This is a genomic window from Limnohabitans sp. WS1, from assembly GCF_003063265.1.
In the GTDB taxonomy this organism is placed as follows: Bacteria; Pseudomonadota; Gammaproteobacteria; order Burkholderiales; family Burkholderiaceae_C; genus Limnohabitans_A.
This window is the reverse complement of the sequence record NZ_NERU01000001.1, coordinates 21,984-40,585: the sequence shown is the minus strand read 5'-3', so window position 1 is coordinate 40,585 and position 18,602 is coordinate 21,984. Positions and strand designations below refer to the sequence as shown.

Here is an 18,602-nt window from a genome sequence, read left to right as displayed (position 1 = left end):
CAACCCGAAAGACGCGGGCACGTTGTGGCGAATATTAGGGGCTTGTTGTCCAAAATCAAGATGACCCGGTGATTTCCGGATTGGCGTACGGTTTTTCAGGCGGATGCTGAGCGTTTGACCCGGCGCGGACGAAACACGCTGCGGTCTTCGTAAAAATCCGGGTCGGCGTTGTCCGGCCACCACCCTGGCACACCCAAAATCGGCAAAGGACTGAAGGGTTTGAGGGCCAGTTTGTCGGCCGTCAGGTCATGGGCCAACCAATCGTCGATTTGGTCGTGTGGCACATCGCCTGGCACACGCCACAAATGCACCGTGATGGATTTGTAGGGCTGCACCAGTTTTTCGAGTGCGGCATGGCCAAAGGTCCACAGCCGGGTGTGGTGCCATTCATCGCGCCGCGTCACCAAGGCTTCGTGCCATTGGTGGGTGGTCAGGGCTTGCCACAGCGCGTCTGAGGGCTGGATCAGCCAAGCGTTTTCATCAAACACCGTGGCCGCATCACGCACCGCGCCCCGCACCTGCCCCACGCCCGCGCGGGCAATTTCTGCGCCTTGCAGCCGGTTGAGCTGGCGCTTGGCCTGCGGAAAGTGCATCCAGCACAAGGCGTTGAAAAAGTCGTGCAAGCCTTCGCGGGTGGGCACCTGGCCATGCGCCAAGATAAAGTCTTCGTAAGCTTGCCCCTCGGGCAAATCGGCTTGCGGCACAAAAGCCACAGGGGCCAAGCCAGCCTCGCTCAGGGCTTGGGGCTGGGGCAGCCCGGCCACCACGCGCTGGGCAATGGCCTGCCCCACTGGCCGCCAGTCGGCCAACCAAGGCGCGGTCCAGTCGATGTCGGACACGCCCAAAGCGCTGACGGCCTCACAGCGGCAACCGGGCCGGTTGGGGCTGACGGGATGGCTCAGAGGCTCACCATGCGCCACGGCAGGCTTTCGCCCGAGCGCAGGGGCTTGAGTTCGGCGTCGCCAAAAGCAAAGCTTTCGGCGGGCGTCCAGCTTTCACGGCGCAAGGTGATGGTGCCCGTGTTGCGCGGCAGGCCGTAAAAGTCTGCGCCATGGAAGCTGGCAAAGGCTTCGAGTTGGTCGAGTGCGCCGGCTTGGTCAAAGGCCTCGGCATACAACTCGATGGCCGCGTGCGCGGTGTAGCAACCGGCACAACCACTGGCGTGCTCTTTGAGGTGCGCGGGGTGCGGGGCGCTGTCGGTGCCCAAAAAGAAACGGGCGTTGCCGCTGGTGGCCGCTTGCACCAGCGCCAGCCGGTGCGTTTCGCGCTTGAGCACGGGCAGGCAGTAATAGTGCGGGCGCATGCCGCCCAAAAACAGGGCGTTGCGGTTGTACAGCAGGTGGTGTGCCGTGATGGTCGCGCCCAAGTTGGCGTCACCCTCGGTCACATACTGCGCAGCTTCTTTTGTGGTGATGTGTTCCATCACGATTTTCAGACCTGGAAAGTCGCGGCGCAGGGGAATGAGTTGCTGCTCGATGAACACGGCTTCGCGGTCAAACAGGTCGATGTCGGACGAGGTGACTTCGCCGTGCACCAGCAGCAGCACGCCTTCACGCTGCATGGCTTCGAGCACGGGGTAAATTTTGCGCAAATCCGTCACGCCCGCATCGCTGTTGGTGGTGGCACCTGCCGGGTACAACTTGCAAGCCACCACACCGGCAGCCTTGGCCCGAGCAATTTCGGCGGGTGCCAAGTTGTCGGTCAGATACAGCGTCATCAAGGGCTCAAAAGCCATGCCCTGAGGCACGGCGGCCAAAATGCGGCTTTTGTAGGCCAAAGCCTGCTCGGCGGTGGTCACCGGTGGCTTGAGGTTGGGCATGATGATGGCGCGGCCAAACTGTGCGGCGGTGTGCGGCACCACCACGTTCAGGGCGGCGCCGTCGCGCACATGCAGGTGCCAATCATCGGGGCGAATGAGGGTGAGTTCTTGGGTCATGGGGCGTATTGTCGCAAACCCTGAACCGCCCACAAAAAGTGCAGGCTTGGTCTTTTTGCACCCTCATGATGCAGCCTCTGCGCTCCTGTGGTGCAAGGCCTGTACCCCCTCTCAGGGCCACCCCTTGCTCGGTGATAACCCGAAGCAGTTGTCATTTTTTTTGATGCAAAATGGCTTTTTTAATTGTTGAGGTTCACCGATGAAAATTGTTCGCTCTCTGATCCAGCGCCCTTTGTTGGCCGCTTCTTTGCTGGCCCTGATGGGCTCGGTCGCCACCCCGGCCTTTGCTGGCAAAACTTTGGACGCCATCAAATCGCGCGGCATGCTGAACTGCGGCGTGAACCCCAGCCTGCCTGGTTTTGCAGCGGCAGACAGCCAAGGCAACTGGACCGGTCTGGACGTGGACGTGTGCAAGGCCGTGGCCGCCACCGTGTTGAACGACGCCAGCAAAGTCAAGTGGACGCCCCTGAACGCCACCCAACGCTTTGCCGTGTTGCAAGCCGGTGAAATCGACATCCTGTCGCGCAACACCACCTGGACCCTGAACCGCGATGCCTCGCTGGGCCTGCACTTCACCGGCACCACCTACTATGACGGCCAAGGCTTCATGGTGACCAAAAAGTCCAAGATCACCAGCGCCAAGAGCCTCAAGGGTGCCACCGTGTGCGTGCAATCGGGCACCACCACCGAGAAGAACCTGAACGACTTCTCCAAGGTCAACAAGCTCAACATCAAGCCTGTGGTGTTTGACACCCAGGAAGCCACCAACAAGGCTTACTTTGCAGGCCGCTGCCAGGCTTACACCACCGACGCCTCGGGCCTGGCCTCGGTGCGCAACAAGGAAGCCACCAACCCCGATGACCACGTCATCTTGCCCGACCTGATCTCCAAAGAACCTCTTGGCCCGAGCGTGCGCCGGGGTGACGACGAGTTCTTTGCCATCGTCAAATGGGTGGTTTACGCCCTGATCGAAGCCGAAGAGTACGGCATCACCCAAGCCAACGTGGACCAAATGAAGAGCAGCACCGACCCCGTTGTGCAGCGCATCTTGGGCACCTCGGAAGACACCGGCAAATTGCTGGGCCTCGACAAAGAGTGGGCTTACCGCGCCATCAAGGCCGTGGGCAACTACGGCGAAATGTTCGAGCGCAACGTGGGCCCCAAGTCCACCCTGAAGCTGCCACGCGGTTTGAACAACCAGTGGAACAAAGGCGGCCTGATGTACGCACCACCCGTGCGCTGATCGACCCCCTTGTGTTTTTCTGATTCAGACAAACACGGCAACCCCTGAAAGGACATCGGCCCGCCTCGTGCGGGCCGATGCACGATGATGATCCCACCTGCTCCCCCCCCTCCCCCCCGATCACGCGCCTGGTCTTGGCGCAGCCAGTCCTTCAGAGGTCTGGTCTACCAAGTTTTGACCATTTTGCTGCTCGTTCTGGCCGTCAGTTATCTGCTGTCCAACACCTTTGCCAACATGCGCACGCGCGGCATTCAAAGCGGCTTCGATTTCTTTTTGCAACCCGCAGGCTTTGCCATTGGCGAGAGCCTGTTTGAGTTCGACTCAGCCCAAGGCTACTGGGTGGCCTATTTGGTCGGCCTGTCCAACACCTTGCGCGTGGCGCTGGTGGGCATTGCGCTGGCCACCGTGCTGGGCACCCTGATCGGCATCGGCCGCCTGTCCAACAACATGCTGGTGCGGGGCCTGTGCACGGTGCACGTCGAAGTCACCCGCAACGTGCCCTTGCTGCTGCAATTGTTCATGTGGTACTTCGCCATGACCGAACTGCTGCCCACGATTGAAGAGCCCTTCAAGCCCCTGGCCAGCGTGTTCCTGAGCAAAAACGGCTTGCAATACCCCTTGCCCGAATGGTCCACCGGCCACTGGGGAACCGTGATCGGCCTGATCGCCGGTGCTGTCGCTTGGCGCTTTTGGGCTCGTCGGGCCATTCGCCAATTTGAAATCACGGGCCAGTACCACCCAGCCCGCACACACCTGATCGGCCTAGGCATTTTGCTGGCTGTGACCGCTGTAGGCTGGCTGGTGGGCGGCGCACCCAGTGCACTCAACATCCCCGAAGCCACCGAAATCAACGTGATCGGTGGCGGCTCGGTGACGCCCGAGTACCTGACCTTGCTGATTGGCCTGACCGTGTACACCTCGGGCTACATTGCTGAAGTGGTGCGCTCGGGTGTGCAGTCGGTGGCCTATGGCCAGCACGAAGCAGCCGTGGCACTGGGCCTGCCCCGTTCGGCCGAATTGCGCCTGGTGCAACTGCCGCAAGCGCTGCGCGTGATCGTGCCGCCCTTGACCAGCCAGTACCTGAACCTGACCAAAAACTCTTCGCTGGCCGTGGCCGTGGGCTACCCCGACTTGGTCTCGATTGGCTCCACCGCGCTCAACCAGACGGGCCGTGCCATCGAGTGCATCGCCGTGGTGATGCTGTGCTACCTGAGCTTGAGTTTGCTGACCTCGGCGCTCATGAACATTTACAACCGCCGTGTGCAGATCAAGGACCGCTGATGAACCACGCTGTCTTTACCCCGATTGCCGCCCGCCAGCCGCCCAGCAACCAAGTCGGTTTGCTGCCTTGGCTGCGCAGCCGATTTTTTGATGGCTGGGCCAACAGCCTGTTGACCGTTCTGGTGCTGGCCCTGCTGGCCTGGGCCTTGCCGCCCCTGCTGAATTGGACCGTGTTCAACGCCGTGGTTCAGGCCGACAACGCAGCCTGCCGCGCCGCCGAAGGTGTGGGGGCCTGCTGGGGCGTCGTCACCGAAAAAGGTCGCCTCATCCTGTTTGGCCGCTACCCCTACGACGAGCAGTGGCGTCCACTGATCGCGTCCAGCTTGCTGGTGCTGCTGTTGGTGCTGAGTTGCCTGCGCAGCTTCTGGCGTCCCGCGCTGGTGGTGGCCTGGGTGGCTGTTTATGCGGTGTTTTACGGGCTCATGAGCGGCGGGTTTGCCGGCCTGACCCCGATTGACACCGAACGCTGGGGCGGCCTGCCGCTCACGCTGCTCTTGTCCAGCGTGAGCTTGGTGGTGGCGTTTCCGTTGGCGATTTTGCTGGCCTTGGGCCGGCAGTCCCAGCTGCCCGCGATCCGCACCCTGTGCGTGATCTTCATCGAATTCGTGCGCGGCGTGCCGCTGATTTCGGTGCTGTTCATGGCCTCCTTCATCTTGCCGCTGTTCATGCCCAATGGCGGCAAGATCGACGTGCTGGTGCGGGTGCTGATTGGCATGACCTTGTTCACCGCAGCCTATCTGGCCGAGGTGATTCGCGGCGGCTTGCAAGCGCTGCCCAAAGGCCAGGTCGAAGCGGCCCACTCCCTGGGCATGGGCTACTGGCAAATCCAGCGCAAGATCGTGCTGCCTCAGGCCCTGCGCCTGGTGGTGCCCTCGATCGTCAACACCTTCATTGGGGCCTTCAAAGACACCTCGCTGGTGACCATCGTGAGCCTGTACGACCTGACGGGTGCGGTGCAGCTGGCCTTGGGCGACGCCGACTGGCGCAAGTTCTTCATCGAAGGCCAGCTGTTTGTGGCGGCCATTTATTTCATCGCCTGTTTTGCCATGTCGCGCTACAGCCATTGGCTCGAAGGCCACCTCAACACCGGAACCCGGAGACAGTAACGTGAGCACTCCCATCATCGAATTTTCCAAAGTCAACAAATGGTATGGCGACTTTCATGTGCTGCGAGACATCGACCTGTCGGTGGCGCGTGGCGAACGCATCGTGGTGTGCGGGCCCTCGGGCTCGGGCAAATCCACCCTGATCCGCTGCATCAACCGCCTCGAAGAGCACCAGGCCGGTCACCTCACGGTGAATGGCGTGGAGCTGACCGACGACGTCAAGTCCATCGAATCGGCGCGTCGCCAAGTCGGCATGGTGTTCCAGCAGTTCAACCTGTTCCCGCATCTGACGGTGCTGGAAAACCTGACGCTGGCCCCCATGTGGGTGGGCAAAGTGCCCAAGGCCGAGGCCGAAGAACGCGCCATGCAGCAGCTCAAACGTGTGCGCATTGCCGAGCAAGCGCACAAGTACCCGCTGCAACTGTCGGGTGGCCAGCAGCAACGCGTGGCCATTGCCCGTGCCCTGTGCCTCACGCCCAACATCATGCTGTTTGACGAGCCCACCTCGGCGCTCGACCCCGAAATGGTGGGCGAAGTGCTGAACGTGATGGTGGAGATGGCCGACCAGGGCATCACCATGATCTGCGTGACCCACGAAATGGGCTTTGCCCGCCAAGTGGCCGACCGCGTGATCTTCATGGACCAAGGCCAGATCGTCGAGCAAAACACCGCCGCTGCGTTTTTTGACAACCCGCAAAACGAACGCACGCAAGACTTTTTGTCCAAGATCCTGGCGCATTGAGCCTGCGCTTTGTTTCAACGCATTGCCCCGTCCATGCCCTCACCCGACTTTGACACCTCCCAAGAAAGCCGGGGCGATGGCGCGGCACGACCCTTTGGCAACAGCTACTGGCTGTGGACGGGTCGCGTGTTGGCGGGTGAGCATCCGGGGCTTTTGGGCGCAGAGGCCATGGCTGAGCGGTTGGCGGCCTTGGCCGAGGCGGGCATCACCCACTTTGTGGACCTGACCTCGCCACACGACCCAGTGCCGCCCTACCAGCCGCTGCCCTTACCCCTGTCGGGGCCTGAGGCCGCAACACCACAGCCCGCCCAACGCCTCTCCCACCCGATCACCGATTTTGGTGTGCCCAGCGTGGAAGGCATGCAGGCCATCCTGAACGATGTTCAAACGGCGCTGGAGCAAGGCGGCAAGGTCTACCTGCACTGCCGCGCCGGCATCGGCCGCACCGGCACCGTGGCCGCCACCTGGCTGGTCGCACAAGGCCTGCCACCCGAACAGGCGCTGGACCTGTTGGCCCAAAAATGGCGTGCGGTCGACAAACACGCGCAAGAACCCCACAGCCCCGAAACCGAAGCCCAGCGCCAGTTCGTGCTGCGCTGGCCTGCGCCAGGCATTTGAACCTCACCTTAAAAGGGATGGGTGCCTGATGCAGGGCCATGAGCAGGTACATTGAACTGATGGCGGGGCTCCTACAAACAGGCAGGCAACCATGACCCTTTAACTGGGCTCCCACAGTCCCCCTGTAGGAGCGACGCCCCCGTCGCGATCAAGCCTCGCAGACCACCACCCATCGCCCCGGGGGCGGGGCTCCTACAAACAGGCAGTCAACCATGGCCCCTGAAACTGGGCTCCCACATTCCCCCTGATAGGGGTAGAGAAGGCCGAAGCCTCCCCTCCCTCCGAACCGTGCGTGCGGTTTTCCCGCACACGGCTCTCCAGTCAGTGGTTTCCACATCGGGATTGGCTCGCTTTCAATCGGGCCTGCGTCATGGTGAACAGCCCCAACTCTGCGAAGTACGCGTTTGGCCAGTATTGACCAATTGTGTCCTTTGACGCCGTTGCCCAGCGCCGCCAACATACGATCCGTCCAGACTTCTCGGTCCACCCACGCCCATTGGGCAGAGTCTGACTCGGCTTGTTTTAGCCCTAAGAGGCACTGCCGCCGTTTCGCTTTCGCTCTCGTTCATCTCTGTCCTTTTCGTATCCACTTTCCTGCCACCCTTGGCTCGTGCGGCTTTCCTACTCCGCATTTCTCAGGCTGCCGTCTGCTCGGTTTAGGCTCAAGGGGCGCACCCCGGTCATTGCAAACTCTCGTTTGCCCACACCGTTTCCGGTGCAGTTTGGCCATATCTGCTCTGGCAGCCCATCGCTACTACGATGGCTCTGACTGCTGCGGCCCGTCACCTCGGGCCACAGCTCTCCCCGCTTATCTCACGCACACTTCCTAGCGTTGCGCCTCCAACCACATGGGTGGCCCGCATGTCGTTTTATCCACCAAAACAACGCATGCGATGTGTTTCAGGCTTCGCCTTCTCCTAGCCAGCTCGCCGCCACTCCCTGCCGAATCGAGTTCGCTTTACTGCGCACCGCCAGTTCGCCTCCGGTTGCTCCCCACCCCGCTTCGCAGCGACGCAGTTACCTTCGACTACGGGGCCTTGGCTTACCCCGACATGGACTCTCACCATGCTGTGTACGCGCCTTCACGGGCGCACTAGGAGCGACGCCCCCGTCGCGATAAGCCTTGCAGACCACCAAGCATCGCCCCGAGGGCGGGGCTCCTACAAAATGCGGGGCATCTCCCTTGCAGGAGCGACGCCCCCGTCGCGAAAAGTCTCGCAAACTACCCACAATCGCCCCGAGGGCGGGGCTCCTACAGGGATTGCTGTGCCAACACTTCAAACATCGCAGTAGCGGCTTGTTAGACCTCACGAGCCAGTGGCAAATTGAGCAGGAGGTTTTGCGGTTTGAGTTTGAGCAGACCCTGCTCGTTCATGGCCAGGCCCAAATAAACGGGCTTGCCCTGCACATCGGCACGCATGTCTTGCGGGTTGTCAAAGCGCAGTTTGAACAGGCTGATGAGTTGCTGTTGGCGCTGGGTTGACAGCTCGGTGCCTTGGTACAGGTCATTGAGCAAAGCGGTCGAGGTCACGTCCAGTCCCACATGCCAGCGCCAGGCCGAATCGTCCACCTTTTGCAAGGGCTCAATGCTGACCGCCGCGCCCAGGAAGTGTTGCACCCAACGCGCCAGCACCACCGACAAGGCCTTGAGGCCTGAGCGGGCGTTGACCATGCTCAGAATCAAACCGTGAGGCAATTGGTTTTGCAGTTCATGCGTCATGTCGAGCAAAAAGGCGTAGCGGCCCAAGCCCTCGCGCTGCGCAAAATAGCGCTCGGCATTGTCCGTGTGCAGCACCTTCACATCGACCGCCTTGAGCGTGGCACCGCCCTCCATCAACAAACGCCCCATCTCGCCCAAACCGCCTGTGGCTTTGAGACTGTCCAAAGTCTCGCTGTCGCCCGACAACACGCGGCCACCTTCGACGGTGATGCGCTGGCGGCGGAACAGCAGCTCGGCCGCACGCCAGACCCAAGCGTCCTCCACATCGTCCAGCACATTGCACACGATGGCTTGCACCACCAGATCGATGAAGAGCGGGGGCAGCTGAATATGGCCGCTGTGCTGCCAAGCCATGTAAGCCGATTCCAGCGAACCCGCAGCTTGCACGTCGTCCCGAAAACGCAAGAACAGTTGGTAGTTTTCCCGCGCATCGTCGTCCTTGAATGCACTCAATTGCGCGGGCGCGACCTGCACCAAGGGGTTGTCCAACAAGGCCTTGTGCAAACGCTTTTCAGCTTGACACGATTCGGGCACCAGCGCCAGCTCGGGACGCTGCAACCACAAACGCCAATAGTCGGGCGTCGCGCTCATCCAGCCGCGCGTGTCGCGCCTCAGGTGTTGGTGACCGCAAGCGGTCCAGAAGTTGTGCATGGCTTACCTTTTGTTTGACCTTCGCGCTCCCCTGTGGCGATGGTGATGGCGATTGTGCTTGACAGGTCGTTGGCTTTTGGATGACGCCCTCACAATCCAACGCCCATCGCCCCGAGGGCGGGGCTCCTACAGGGATTGTGGGAGCGACGCCCTCGTCGCGATAAGCCTTGCAGACCACCACCCCATCGCCCCGGGGGCGGGGCTCCTACAGGGATTTTGGGAGCGACGCCCTCGTCGCGATAAGCCTTGCAGACCACCACCCCATCGCCCCGGGGGCGGGGCTCCTACAGGGATTGTGGGAGCGATGCCCTCGTCGCGATCAAGCCTTGCAGACCACCACCCCATCGCCCCGGGGGCGGGGCTCCTACAGGGATTTTGGGAGCGACGCCCTCGTCGCGATGAAGCCTCGCAGACCACCACCCCATCGCCCCGAGGGCGGGGCTCCTACAGGGATTGTGTGAGCGACGCCCTCGTCGCGATAAGCCTCGCTGACCACCACCCCATCGCCCCGGGGGCGGGGCTCCTACAGGGATTGTGTGAGCGACGCCCTCGTCGCGATAAGCCTCGCTGACCACCACCCCATCGCCCCGGGGGCGGTGCTCCTGCCAATGGACATCTGACCTGCAAATGGGACGGTTCAATCGACCCAAACCACTCGGTTGCTCAGCTCGTTGGGGTTCACGTCATCGGGCTGCAGGGGAAAGTGTTCGACCAGCAGCGCCGAGACTTCTTGCAGCGCCTGTGTCAGGCCACTTTCAAAGTCGCCGCTTTGCAAGTGCTGGCCCAAAGCTTGGACCACCGATTGCCAGTGTTCATCCGCCACATGACGGCTGATGCCACGGTCCACCACGATTTCGACGCAGCGCTCAGCCAAAAGCAGATAGATCAACACGCCGTTGTTGTGTTCGGTGTCCCAAACGCGCAATTGACCAAACCAAAAAAGTGCCCGCTCACGAATCACCACAGGCAAGGGGGCTTCGCGCCCCGCCCGCCACAGGTCCTTGTTGGGCAAGGCAGCTTCGACGCACACCACAATTTCACCACTGTGCCTCGCTTCGCTCGCACTCACCCGGGCCTGCAGTTGCTCGGCCATGGCCGGTGGTACCGCCCGCTCGGCGGCACGCTCGGGCATCCAGCGGTGTCGCCACCAACGCGCCCCATGGGTCATCAGCGATTCGTGCATGTCACCATCTCCCGGAGGCACCACCGCCCCCAAAATCACCACCACCGCCCGACGAAAACCCACCGCCGCCCGAACCACCCCAAGTGCCTGAGTGGCCACGCCCGCCACCCCAGCCGGATAAGTCACCACCACGCCCCTGGCTGCGGCGCACAGCCGCGCTGGGCAGTGCCTGCATGAACAGCGCCAACATCAAGCCCAACAAGGCGGCGATGCCTCCCAGCCAAAGCAGACCCGTCACGCTCCAAACCAAAACGCCCACCACGCCACCAGTGGCCAATGCGCCCACTCGCTGGCCCAACACCCGGCGCAACACGCCCGCCACGGCAGGCAAGGCCACCAGCAACAAAACCGCCAAGTTCAGCCAATCCACCTCGTCGCCTTCGCTGCGTTGGGCTCGTTGAGCACCCGTGCCAGGCAAGGGCAAGGCCTCGCCCTCAATGCGGGCCTGCAGGTGCGTCAATCCTTCACGCAAGCCTGCCGCCACATCCCCTCGACGAAAAGCGGGCGTGATCACCTGGTCAATGATGCGTTGGGCCGCCAAGTCGGGCACCGCGCCTTCGAGTGCCTTGGCCGGGGCAATGCGCAAGCGGCGGTCATTGAGCGCCACCACCAGCAACACACCGTCGCCCACCTGGCGGCGACCGATTTTCCAGGCATCGCCCAAGCGCTGGGTGAAGTCGCTGATGTCTTCAGGCGCAGTGCTGGGCAGCAGCAGCACGACGATCTGGGTGCCGCGTTGCTGCTCAAAGGTTTGGAGTTGCTGCTCAAGGGCGGCCACATCGGCAACGGCCAACGTGCCGGTCTGGTCCATCACGCGAGCGGTGAGGGCTGGCACAGGCACCAGCGCCTGCGCCCACGCGGGCGACAAGCACATGGCGGCCCAAACCACGGCACACAGCCACAGCCTTGTCAGACCCTTGCTCAAGCCCCAACGAGCACGACCACCCATGGGCATGGGGAACATCACAGGGGGCAAGCTCACTTGCCGAAATCCACTTTGGGCGGCGCACTGATGGCCGCTTCATTGGCCACCGCGAAATTGGCCTTGGGCGCGTAGCCGAACACTTTGGCCGTCAAGTTGGTCGGAAAGCTGCGGGCCAAGACGTTGTAATCCTTGACGGCGGCAATGTAGCGGTTGCGCGCCACCGTGATGCGGTTTTCAGTGCCTTCGAGCTGCACACGCAAATCCGCAAAACCCTGGTTGGCCTTGAGGTTGGGGTATTGCTCGGACACCACCATCAAACGCGACAGGGCGCTGGACAGTTGGCCCTGCATGGCCTGAAACTGCTGCATCGCCTGCGGATTGGTCAGCACCTCGGGAGTGATCTGAAAACTGGTGGCCTTGGCGCGTGCCTCAATCACCTTGGTCAGCGTTTCCTGCTCAAAATTGGCCTCGCCTTTGACCGTGGCCACGATGTTGGGCACCAAATCGGCGCGGCGCTGGTATTGGTTGAGCACTTCGGACCATGCCGAAGTGGTCTGCTCATCCAGACGCTGAAAATCGTTGTAACCACAACCGGTCAAGGCTGACGTCACCACAAACATGGCCAGCCAAGCCCTGACGCGGTTGGCACGGGTTGAAAATGGTTGCATAAGACATCTCTCCAAGCTTGACTAAAACGAAAAGCTTAACGCATGAACGCCCCATTACCGAAACCCTGCTCTCTGGAGATAAGGGTTGTTTTGTGAGGCTTTTCCTGACTGCATTTTGTGGGAGCCCTGCCCTCGGGGCGATTCTTGGTGGTTTGCGAGGCTTTTCGCGACGGGGGCGTCGCTCCTACAGGAGGCTGCCTGCATTTTGTGGGAGCCCCGCCCTCGGGGCGATTGTTGGTGGTTTGCGAGGGTTTTCGCGACGGGGGCGTCGCTCCTACAACCTCGGTGCATCCATCATGGCACCAGCAAATCGTCAATTTGTTGGCGGCTCAAGCCTGTGATTTGTGCGATTTGCACCAAGTCTAGGCCGCTGGCGTGCATGGCACGAACCATTTGGACCTTGGCTGCGGCTTCGCCTTCGGCCTTGCCCTCTGCTTTGCCCTTTGCAATACCCAAAGCTTCGCCCTCTGCCTTGCCCTCTGCCTTGCCCTCTGCCTTGGCTTCTGCCCGTGCATCCTCCAGCACCGTTGATTCAATGCGCGCCTTGTCAATCTGGATGTGGTACGCCTCCAGCTCTTGCTCGGTAAACGCGGCTGCCTCAACCAACTCCAGGGCCTGGGCAATGTCGGGGTCTTCGCGCCAGCTGGCGTCCGGGTCAGTCTCTGCTTTGCGCGGCATATCACCCACTTCGCTCATGAAACGCAACCACTTGACCTGCATGCGCTTGTCGGTGCGGCTTTGGGGGGCGAACTTGGGTAACTCGATGAACACAAACTCCAAACCCTCCAACACCCGACGTGGCTCGTGCTGGCGAACAATCTGGTAGTGGTGGTAATACTCGGGTGTGGCCCGATCAAACACCTGGTTGGTCAACGCCAAGGCGTACACCGGCTGCAAGCTGGCGTAATTGTGGCCCGCGTGCAGTTGCTTCACATAAGCCTGGCTGGCAGAAAACAAAATGCGTTGCTCAAAGCTGGTGCTCCACAACATTTGCATCTCGACAATGAAGGTGCGACCCCGCGCATCTTTGCACTTGACATCGACAATGGAGTTTTTGAACAAACCCGGCAACTCGGGTACTTGCTCGGGCGTCAAGTACTCCAAGCTTTCAATCTGGCCATCGTCGGGCAGGGGCAGCAAGGCGTTCAAAAAACTGCGCAACAGGTGCTCATGCTCACCAAACACGCGTTTGAAAGCGAGGTCCACTTTGGGGTCTAGGTAGCGGGTGGGCATGGGCGGTGAGGGGTTAGGGCAACTCTGACATTTTAGGGCGGCAGTCGCGGGGCTTGCCTCCATTTTGTAGGAGCCCCGCACTCGGGGCGATGGGGGTGGTTTGCGGGGCTTTTCGCGACGGGGGCGTCGCTCCTACAAAAAAGTCTGGGCATGCGCCCTGCCTAGAAACCATCGCCCACGGGGTGGGTCCCTACGAAGGCAAAGCCATCGCCCACGGGGTGGGTCCCTACGAAGGTAAAGCCATCGCCTGCGGTGGAGTGGCTTACACGGCGCGAAGTTCTTCGCGGACGACTTGCCGAATCAGGTGGGTCAATGAATCGGCCTCCAGGCTTTTGCGCAACGTTTCGTTGATCAAGGTTTGATAGCCGCGGCCGCCCGCCTTGGCTTTAAACGCCTGCAATACGGCGTCATCCACCATGATGGTGATGCGTGTTTTTCCTGAAACGAGTGAGGGGACCACATGTGGCAGTGGCTTCATTTTTTTGATTTGAGACAAGGTCAACTCTGGACTCTCGTCGTCTGGTTTTTCGCGCAACGCTGCGGCATCGACTTTGTCCCAGTCAATGATGGGAAGCTCTTGCGAAGGTTTGAGTGTCAAATTTTTTTTGCTCACGATGATTCGCCTTTCTGAAAGAAATGACGTGAACCGTTTGAGGGTCTGGCATGCAAAAAACCACGACCATCAATCGCCCACTCAAAAAATTCATACCGATAAAACGTTGTTCGGAATACGCCTTGCGCACATCTTCAATGACAACCATGTGTTCATCGAACATCCCCTTTGCAGCCAGTAAAGGCAACCCCCGATCGCGTTCATTGGTGGCACTTTTGATGGCATTGCAAGTGAAAATCAGATCTGCATTTAAATGCATATTATTATGCATATAAACTCCCTTCCATTTCCAAATTTTTAAGTGTTAATTCGACAGGCAATCGCCCACAGGGGTGGGCTCCTACAAAGACACCTGCAAAGGCATATACAAAACATCGCGGAGCGACTGACAAAAAAAGGGCCGCTTGTGGCGGCCCTTTTTTGTTTAGCTGGTCTGGTGAGACTGCAGCATGTGTTGGTCGATCAGCAGTTGGGCTGAGGGGTCGGTGGTGCCGGTGTAGACGGCGTAGGTGTGGCCGTTTTGGTTGACCACGTTGCCGGTGTCGGTCCACTCGCCTTCGGTCAGCATGACCTTGTCGTTGGCCGCGCCAGACAACACCAGCTGGTACACACCGTTGGTGGGCGGCATGCTCAGCACGTCGGCCAGGGTCAGGGACACCACGTTGGCACTGGTGTCGGTGTCCATGTCCACTTGCTCCAGGCCCTTGACGATGCCGTTGTAGCTCATGTCCTTGAGCACCGTGGTCAGGTCCAGGCTCTGGCCGTTGCTCAGCGAGTAAGTGCTCGACTCGGCTGCGGTGGGGCACACCTCGGGTGCAGGGTGCAATTCGCTGGACACTTCAGAGATCGCGTTGATCACTGCGGTAACGCCCGTCTCGGACACGCCCAGCGATGCAAGCTCTTCGGCGGTCAGCTCAGAGGCCACCTCGGTCACCGCGTCGATCACCTGTGCAAGGCCAGCGCACGACAGGTGCAGGGAGCGAGCTAGGGCTTGCCTGTAGTTTGTTAACCCTGCCCTCGGGGCGATGGTTGTTAGTCTGCGAGGGTTATCGCGACGGGGGCGTCGCTCCTACAAAAAATGTCTGGGTATGCGCACTGCAGAGGAACCATCGCCCATGAGGTGGGCTCCCACAAAGAAACCAATCAGCCAAAGGGTACGGGAAAAACTTACGGAAGGTGTTTCTAGCTTAAGCAGTTTGTTGCAGCAACGCCAACTTAGCACCCAAAGACGCCTGGAATTCCTTTTGAACGTAATCGGATATCAATTTCTTGTTTTGCCTTAACGAGTCGATTTCGGATTTCGTCAGCCGAACGGAATCCGACAAGATAGCGGGCTTCGTTGGCGGTGAGAGCACTGGCTTTGATGCCAAAGATTTCAATGAGTTCATTTGCATACCTCTGTTCCAATAGTTTGAGTGTTTGTCTATCTGGTGAAAAAGATTTCAATCTTCCCGCATTTACCAAAACAAAAATACCCGCAACAATGCCACCTTTTAATTGGATGTAATGACCGAGCTCAGCCAAGGTTCCTCCCAAACTGGTCACATCATCCACCAAAACATAGCGCTTGCCGGGTTGCACTACACCATCAAACTCTGGGCGCAGGGCCAAGCGCTCCATCGCGTCTGCACCCGTATGGTAAACCTTCGTCACCTGAATAATCGTTTGGTCAGCCGTCGCTCCGAAAACCACGGCACAAACTTCAGCCAACACTTGAGGAATCGCGTTATCGCCACTGGCTTCTCGCGCAAAGGGCGCCACAAAAATGCAATCACGGGCAAACTTATGACGGTTTGCATAAACACCTGCCAAAGCGAGATCAGAAACCAATGTCAACGCGCTCCGCCAATCACCAGCTTTGGCATTGACATAGGCAGGATGCGTCTTTAACGCTTGGTCCACATCAAACAACCAGACCACAGGCGCATTCGCAGGAATAGCGAAAAGCCTCACATCTGGTTGGTTCGTATCTTGTAATGAAACGATGATGGTCTCCACGGAGTGTGTTTCATTATCGCGAAAAACCCCCACGCCCTTATGCGGGTGATCAAGTGAGGTTGTTTGTAGGAGCCCACCCCTGTGGGCGATTCCGCGCATCCCATCAAGGCAAGGCAATCGCCCACGGGGTGGGCTCCCACAACAAAACCAATCGCCCACAGGGGTGGGCTCCCACAAGGGCTCCTACAAAGACAATGAAGGCAATCGCCCACGGGGTGGGCTCCCACAAGGGCTCCCACACCGCAAAAAAAGGGCCGCTTGTGGCGGCCCTTTTTGGTTTAGCTGGTCTGGTGAGACTGCAGCATGTGCTGGTCAGTCAGCAGTTGCGCTGACGGGTCGGTGGTGCCGGTGTAGACGGCGTAGTTTTGGCCGTTTTGGTTGACCACGTTGCCGGTGTCGGTCCACTCGCCTTCGGTCAGCATGACCTTGTCGTTGGCAGCGCCAGACAACACCAGCTGGTACACACCGTTGGTGGGCGGCATGCTCAGCACATCGGCCAGGCTCAGCGACACCTTGTTGGCACTGGTGTCGGTGGCCATGTCCACTTGCTCCAGGCCCTTGACGATGCCGTTGAAGCTCATGTCCTTGAGCACGGTTGTCAGGTCCAGGCTCTGGCCGTTGCTGAGCGAGTAGGTGCTCGACTCGGCAGCGGGCAGGCACACCTCGGGTGCAGGGGGCAATTCGCTGGACACCTCAGAGATCGCGTTGATTGCTGCGGCAACGCCCGTCTCTGTCAAGCCCGGCGATGCAAGCTGTTCAGAGAAACCGGTGGGCATGGGCTGTGTTCGTTGTTGGGGTGATGTAAGTCAGTGGCGTGGTGAGGTCATCACAAGGCCAAGATTTCGGCAACTTGTTGCACGCTCAAACCAGAGAACTGGCTGATTTGCGCTGCACCCATACCACTGGCGTGCATGGTCCGGACAATCTCGGCTTTGCCCTCGGCTTTGCCCTCTGCCTTGCCCTCTGCCTTGCCCTCTGCCCGTGCATCTTCCAGCACCGTTGACTCAATGCGCGCCTTGTCAATCTGGATGTGGTACGCCTCCAGCTCTTGCTCGGTAAACGCCGCTGCCTCCACCAATTCAAGTGCTTGGGCAATGTCCGGGTCTTCGCGCCAGCTGGGGTCAGCATCGGGTGTGTTGTCCGAGGTCTCGCCCACCTCACTCATAAACCGCAGCCACTTGACCTGCATGCGCTTGTCGGTGCGGCTTTGGGGCGCAAACTTGGGCAGCTCAATGAACACAAACTCCAGCCCTTCTAACACCCGCCTTGGCTCATGCTGGCGCACGATTTGGTAGTGGTGGTAATACTCCGGTGTTTTACGGTCAAACACCTGGTTGGTCAACGCCAAGGCATACACCGGCTGCAAGCTGGCGTAGCTCTGACTCGCGTGCAACTGCTTCACATAAGCCTGGCTGGCAGAAAACAAAATGCGTTGCTCAAAACTGGTGCTCCACAGCATTTGCATCTCCACAATGAAAGTGCGCCCCCGGGCATCTTTGCACTTGACATCGACAATGGAGTTTTTGAACAAACCCGGCAGCTCGGGCACTTGTTCGGGTGTGAGGTACTCCAGGCTTTCAATCTGGCCGTCGTCGGGCAGGGGCAGCAAAGCGTTTAAAAAACTGCGCAACAGATGCTCATGCTCACCAAACACGCGTTTGAAGGCGAGGTCCACTTTGGGGTCGAGGTAGCGGGTGGGCATGATGGTGTGTGAGGGGTTAGGGCAACTCTGACATTTTAGGGCGGCAGTCGCGGGGTTTGCCTGCATTTTGCAAGAGACCCGCACTCGGGGCGATGGGTGGTGGTCTGCAAGGCTTCATCGCGACGGGGGCGTCGCTCCTACAAAAAAGTCTGGGTATGCGTCGTGCCGAGGAACCATCGCCCACGGGGTGGGCTCCCACATGGGCAGCAAGGCAATCGCCCACAAGGTGGATGCCTACTTTAAGCCCTGAGTTTTTAAAGCGAAATCAAGCGTGAAGTGAACGCATTGCGAGCTCTGGGGACGTCGACACAATTTTCAATAATGCCGCTGCGGGACCGGTTGGATTGCGGCGGTGTTGTTCCCAATTTTGAAGCGTCTTCACGCTTACACGCATCATCTGCGCGAACTCAGACTGTGACAAACCTACTTGCTCTCGAAGCTGTCGCACATCAGGATTGTTGATCTCAAAGCGTCGTGAAGCTTGGGCTTTCCCAGTAGAAATCGCTTTGGCCTCTTTCAAGCTTTGTACCAAATCGTCGAACAATGCTTTTTCCATTTTCACAACTCCTTTACCAAGTCATATAAAAGCGCAACCTCTTTATCTGTCAGCGAATCCTTGGCTGACTTCGGGTAGGCCAACAACAAATAAATCTGAAACTCATCTTTAAGCCAGTAATAAATCACCCGGACCCCCGCACTTTTGCCACGCCCTTGCACTGCATAGCGCAATTTTCGAATCCCTCCGCCGCCTCGGATCAGATCACCAAGAGCCGGATTTTCAACCAATGCCATCTGCATTTGCGCATAAGAATCATCCGACAACAACACGGTGATCGTGCGTGTAAAAGTGGGGGTTTCGATGAATTCCACAGAACTCCATTCTATACGCCATTGGCGTATTCATTTTATTTAAAACCAATCGCCCACAGGGGTGGGCTCCCACAAAGGCAAATACAAAGACACAAAACATCGCGCAGCGACTG

Annotated in this window: 20 protein-coding genes; 5 read left to right on the top strand and 15 right to left on the bottom strand. The window is 59.5% G+C overall.

All coding sequences use genetic code 11. The features are described 5' to 3' along the window. Positions 1-95 precede the first annotated feature (95 nt). Both B9Z48_RS00105 and pyrC read right to left on the bottom strand, forming a co-directional pair. Positions 96-839, bottom strand: coding sequence for a DUF3025 domain-containing protein (locus B9Z48_RS00105; RefSeq protein WP_368665897.1), 744 nt, complete (start codon positions 837-839; stop codon positions 96-98). Between the two features lie 59 nt (positions 840-898). Beyond that, positions 899-1,936, bottom strand: coding sequence for a dihydroorotase (gene pyrC, locus B9Z48_RS00100; RefSeq protein ID WP_108376763.1), 1,038 nt, complete (start codon positions 1,934-1,936; stop codon positions 899-901). Between the two features lie 259 nt (positions 1,937-2,195). Between pyrC and B9Z48_RS00095 the strand changes: the two genes are divergently transcribed. From B9Z48_RS00095 to B9Z48_RS00075, 5 genes are all read left to right on the top strand, one after another. Continuing rightward, positions 2,196-3,179, top strand: a complete 984-nt coding sequence (locus B9Z48_RS00095; protein ID WP_108377141.1) for an amino acid ABC transporter substrate-binding protein — start codon at positions 2,196-2,198, stop codon at positions 3,177-3,179. 174 nt (positions 3,180-3,353) lie between these two features. After that, on the top strand, positions 3,354-4,460 hold the full coding sequence (locus B9Z48_RS00090) for an amino acid ABC transporter permease (RefSeq protein WP_233260965.1): 1,107 nt from the start codon (positions 3,354-3,356) through the stop codon (positions 4,458-4,460). Next, positions 4,460-5,566: an amino acid ABC transporter permease gene (locus B9Z48_RS00085; protein ID WP_108376762.1), complete on the top strand. Its 1,107-nt coding sequence runs from the start codon at positions 4,460-4,462 to the stop codon at positions 5,564-5,566. Before B9Z48_RS00090 ends, B9Z48_RS00085 begins: the two co-directional genes overlap by 1 nt. A 1-nt stretch (position 5,567) precedes the next feature. Next, positions 5,568-6,308, top strand: coding sequence for an amino acid ABC transporter ATP-binding protein (locus tag B9Z48_RS00080; RefSeq protein ID WP_089963773.1), 741 nt, complete (start codon positions 5,568-5,570; stop codon positions 6,306-6,308). A 33-nt stretch (positions 6,309-6,341) separates the two neighbouring features. Next, the gene (locus B9Z48_RS00075) at positions 6,342-6,926 is read left to right on the top strand and encodes a dual specificity protein phosphatase family protein (RefSeq protein ID WP_108376761.1); all 585 of its coding nucleotides are present in this window, start codon (positions 6,342-6,344) and stop codon (positions 6,924-6,926) included. Between the two features lie 1,300 nt (positions 6,927-8,226). Here B9Z48_RS00075 and B9Z48_RS00070 read toward each other — a convergent pair. The 13 genes from B9Z48_RS00070 to B9Z48_RS00010 form a co-directional block, all read right to left on the bottom strand. Next, positions 8,227-9,297 carry a DUF6352 family protein gene (locus B9Z48_RS00070; RefSeq protein WP_108376760.1) on the bottom strand — a complete coding sequence of 357 codons (1,071 nt, stop codon included), beginning with the start codon at positions 9,295-9,297 and terminating at the stop codon, positions 8,227-8,229. A gap of 637 nt (positions 9,298-9,934) precedes the next feature. Beyond that, positions 9,935-10,480: a TPM domain-containing protein gene (locus B9Z48_RS00065; protein ID WP_089952482.1), complete on the bottom strand. Its 546-nt coding sequence runs from the start codon at positions 10,478-10,480 to the stop codon at positions 9,935-9,937. A gap of 1 nt (position 10,481) precedes the next feature. Next, the gene (locus tag B9Z48_RS00060) at positions 10,482-11,462 is read right to left on the bottom strand and encodes a YgcG family protein (RefSeq protein ID WP_228769052.1); all 981 of its coding nucleotides are present in this window, start codon (positions 11,460-11,462) and stop codon (positions 10,482-10,484) included. Continuing rightward, entirely contained in the window at positions 11,459-12,025 is a 567-nt protein-coding gene (locus tag B9Z48_RS00055) for a LemA family protein (RefSeq protein WP_089952657.1), read from the bottom strand. The genes B9Z48_RS00060 and B9Z48_RS00055 overlap by 4 nt, the downstream gene beginning before the upstream one ends. A 342-nt stretch (positions 12,026-12,367) precedes the next feature. Further along, positions 12,368-13,306, bottom strand: coding sequence for an Rpn family recombination-promoting nuclease/putative transposase (locus B9Z48_RS00050; protein WP_108376759.1), 939 nt, complete (start codon positions 13,304-13,306; stop codon positions 12,368-12,370). Positions 13,307-13,568: 262 nt separating this feature from the next. Beyond that, positions 13,569-13,919, bottom strand: a complete 351-nt coding sequence (locus tag B9Z48_RS21735) for a BrnA antitoxin family protein (RefSeq protein WP_233260964.1) — start codon at positions 13,917-13,919, stop codon at positions 13,569-13,571. After that, the gene (locus tag B9Z48_RS00040; RefSeq protein ID WP_108376758.1) at positions 13,867-14,190 is read right to left on the bottom strand and encodes a BrnT family toxin; all 324 of its coding nucleotides are present in this window, start codon (positions 14,188-14,190) and stop codon (positions 13,867-13,869) included. Before B9Z48_RS00040 ends, B9Z48_RS21735 begins: the two co-directional genes overlap by 53 nt. Before the next feature lie 153 nt (positions 14,191-14,343). Beyond that, entirely contained in the window at positions 14,344-14,865 is a 522-nt protein-coding gene (locus B9Z48_RS00035) for a hypothetical protein (protein ID WP_108376757.1), read from the bottom strand. Positions 14,866-15,134: 269 nt separating this feature from the next. Continuing rightward, a complete protein-coding gene (locus B9Z48_RS00030; protein WP_199233425.1) occupies positions 15,135-15,917 on the bottom strand; it encodes a conjugal transfer protein TraN in 783 nt (260 codons plus the stop codon). A 278-nt stretch (positions 15,918-16,195) separates the two neighbouring features. Next, positions 16,196-16,693 carry a hypothetical protein gene (locus B9Z48_RS00025; protein ID WP_108376756.1) on the bottom strand — a complete coding sequence of 166 codons (498 nt, stop codon included), beginning with the start codon at positions 16,691-16,693 and terminating at the stop codon, positions 16,196-16,198. Between the two features lie 50 nt (positions 16,694-16,743). Continuing rightward, positions 16,744-17,619 carry an Rpn family recombination-promoting nuclease/putative transposase gene (locus tag B9Z48_RS00020; RefSeq protein WP_158273177.1) on the bottom strand — a complete coding sequence of 292 codons (876 nt, stop codon included), beginning with the start codon at positions 17,617-17,619 and terminating at the stop codon, positions 16,744-16,746. A 265-nt stretch (positions 17,620-17,884) separates the two neighbouring features. Further along, entirely contained in the window at positions 17,885-18,175 is a 291-nt protein-coding gene (gene nadS / locus B9Z48_RS00015) for a NadS family protein (protein WP_108376754.1), read from the bottom strand. Positions 18,176-18,177: 2 nt separating this feature from the next. Then, positions 18,178-18,489 carry a type II toxin-antitoxin system RelE/ParE family toxin gene (locus B9Z48_RS00010; RefSeq protein ID WP_089952503.1) on the bottom strand — a complete coding sequence of 104 codons (312 nt, stop codon included), beginning with the start codon at positions 18,487-18,489 and terminating at the stop codon, positions 18,178-18,180. Positions 18,490-18,602: the final 113 nt, after the last annotated feature.

Excerpts from the sequence above, each read along its gene's own strand:
- B9Z48_RS00020 (WP_158273177.1), bottom strand. The coding sequence starts at position 17,619 with ATGCCCACCCGCTACCTCGACCCCAAAGTGGACCTCGCCTTCAAACGC.
- B9Z48_RS00095 (WP_108377141.1), top strand. The coding sequence starts at position 2,196 with ATGGGCTCGGTCGCCACCCCGGCCTTTGCTGGCAAAACTTTGGACGCC.
- B9Z48_RS00070 (WP_108376760.1), bottom strand. The coding sequence starts at position 9,297 with ATGCACAACTTCTGGACCGCTTGCGGTCACCAACACCTGAGGCGCGAC.
- pyrC (WP_108376763.1), bottom strand. The coding sequence starts at position 1,936 with ATGACCCAAGAACTCACCCTCATTCGCCCCGATGATTGGCACCTGCAT.
- B9Z48_RS00065 (WP_089952482.1), bottom strand. The coding sequence starts at position 10,480 with ATGCACGAATCGCTGATGACCCATGGGGCGCGTTGGTGGCGACACCGC.
- nadS (WP_108376754.1), bottom strand. The coding sequence starts at position 18,175 with ATGGAAAAAGCATTGTTCGACGATTTGGTACAAAGCTTGAAAGAGGCC.
- B9Z48_RS00025 (WP_108376756.1), bottom strand. The coding sequence starts at position 16,693 with ATGCCCACCGGTTTCTCTGAACAGCTTGCATCGCCGGGCTTGACAGAG.
- B9Z48_RS00050 (WP_108376759.1), bottom strand. The coding sequence starts at position 13,306 with ATGCCCACCCGCTACCTAGACCCCAAAGTGGACCTCGCTTTCAAACGC.
- B9Z48_RS00055 (WP_089952657.1), bottom strand. The coding sequence starts at position 12,025 with ATGTTTGTGGTGACGTCAGCCTTGACCGGTTGTGGTTACAACGATTTT.
- B9Z48_RS00075 (WP_108376761.1), top strand. The coding sequence starts at position 6,342 with ATGCCCTCACCCGACTTTGACACCTCCCAAGAAAGCCGGGGCGATGGC.
- B9Z48_RS00040 (WP_108376758.1), bottom strand. The coding sequence starts at position 14,190 with ATGCATAATAATATGCATTTAAATGCAGATCTGATTTTCACTTGCAAT.
- B9Z48_RS00085 (WP_108376762.1), top strand. The coding sequence starts at position 4,460 with ATGAACCACGCTGTCTTTACCCCGATTGCCGCCCGCCAGCCGCCCAGC.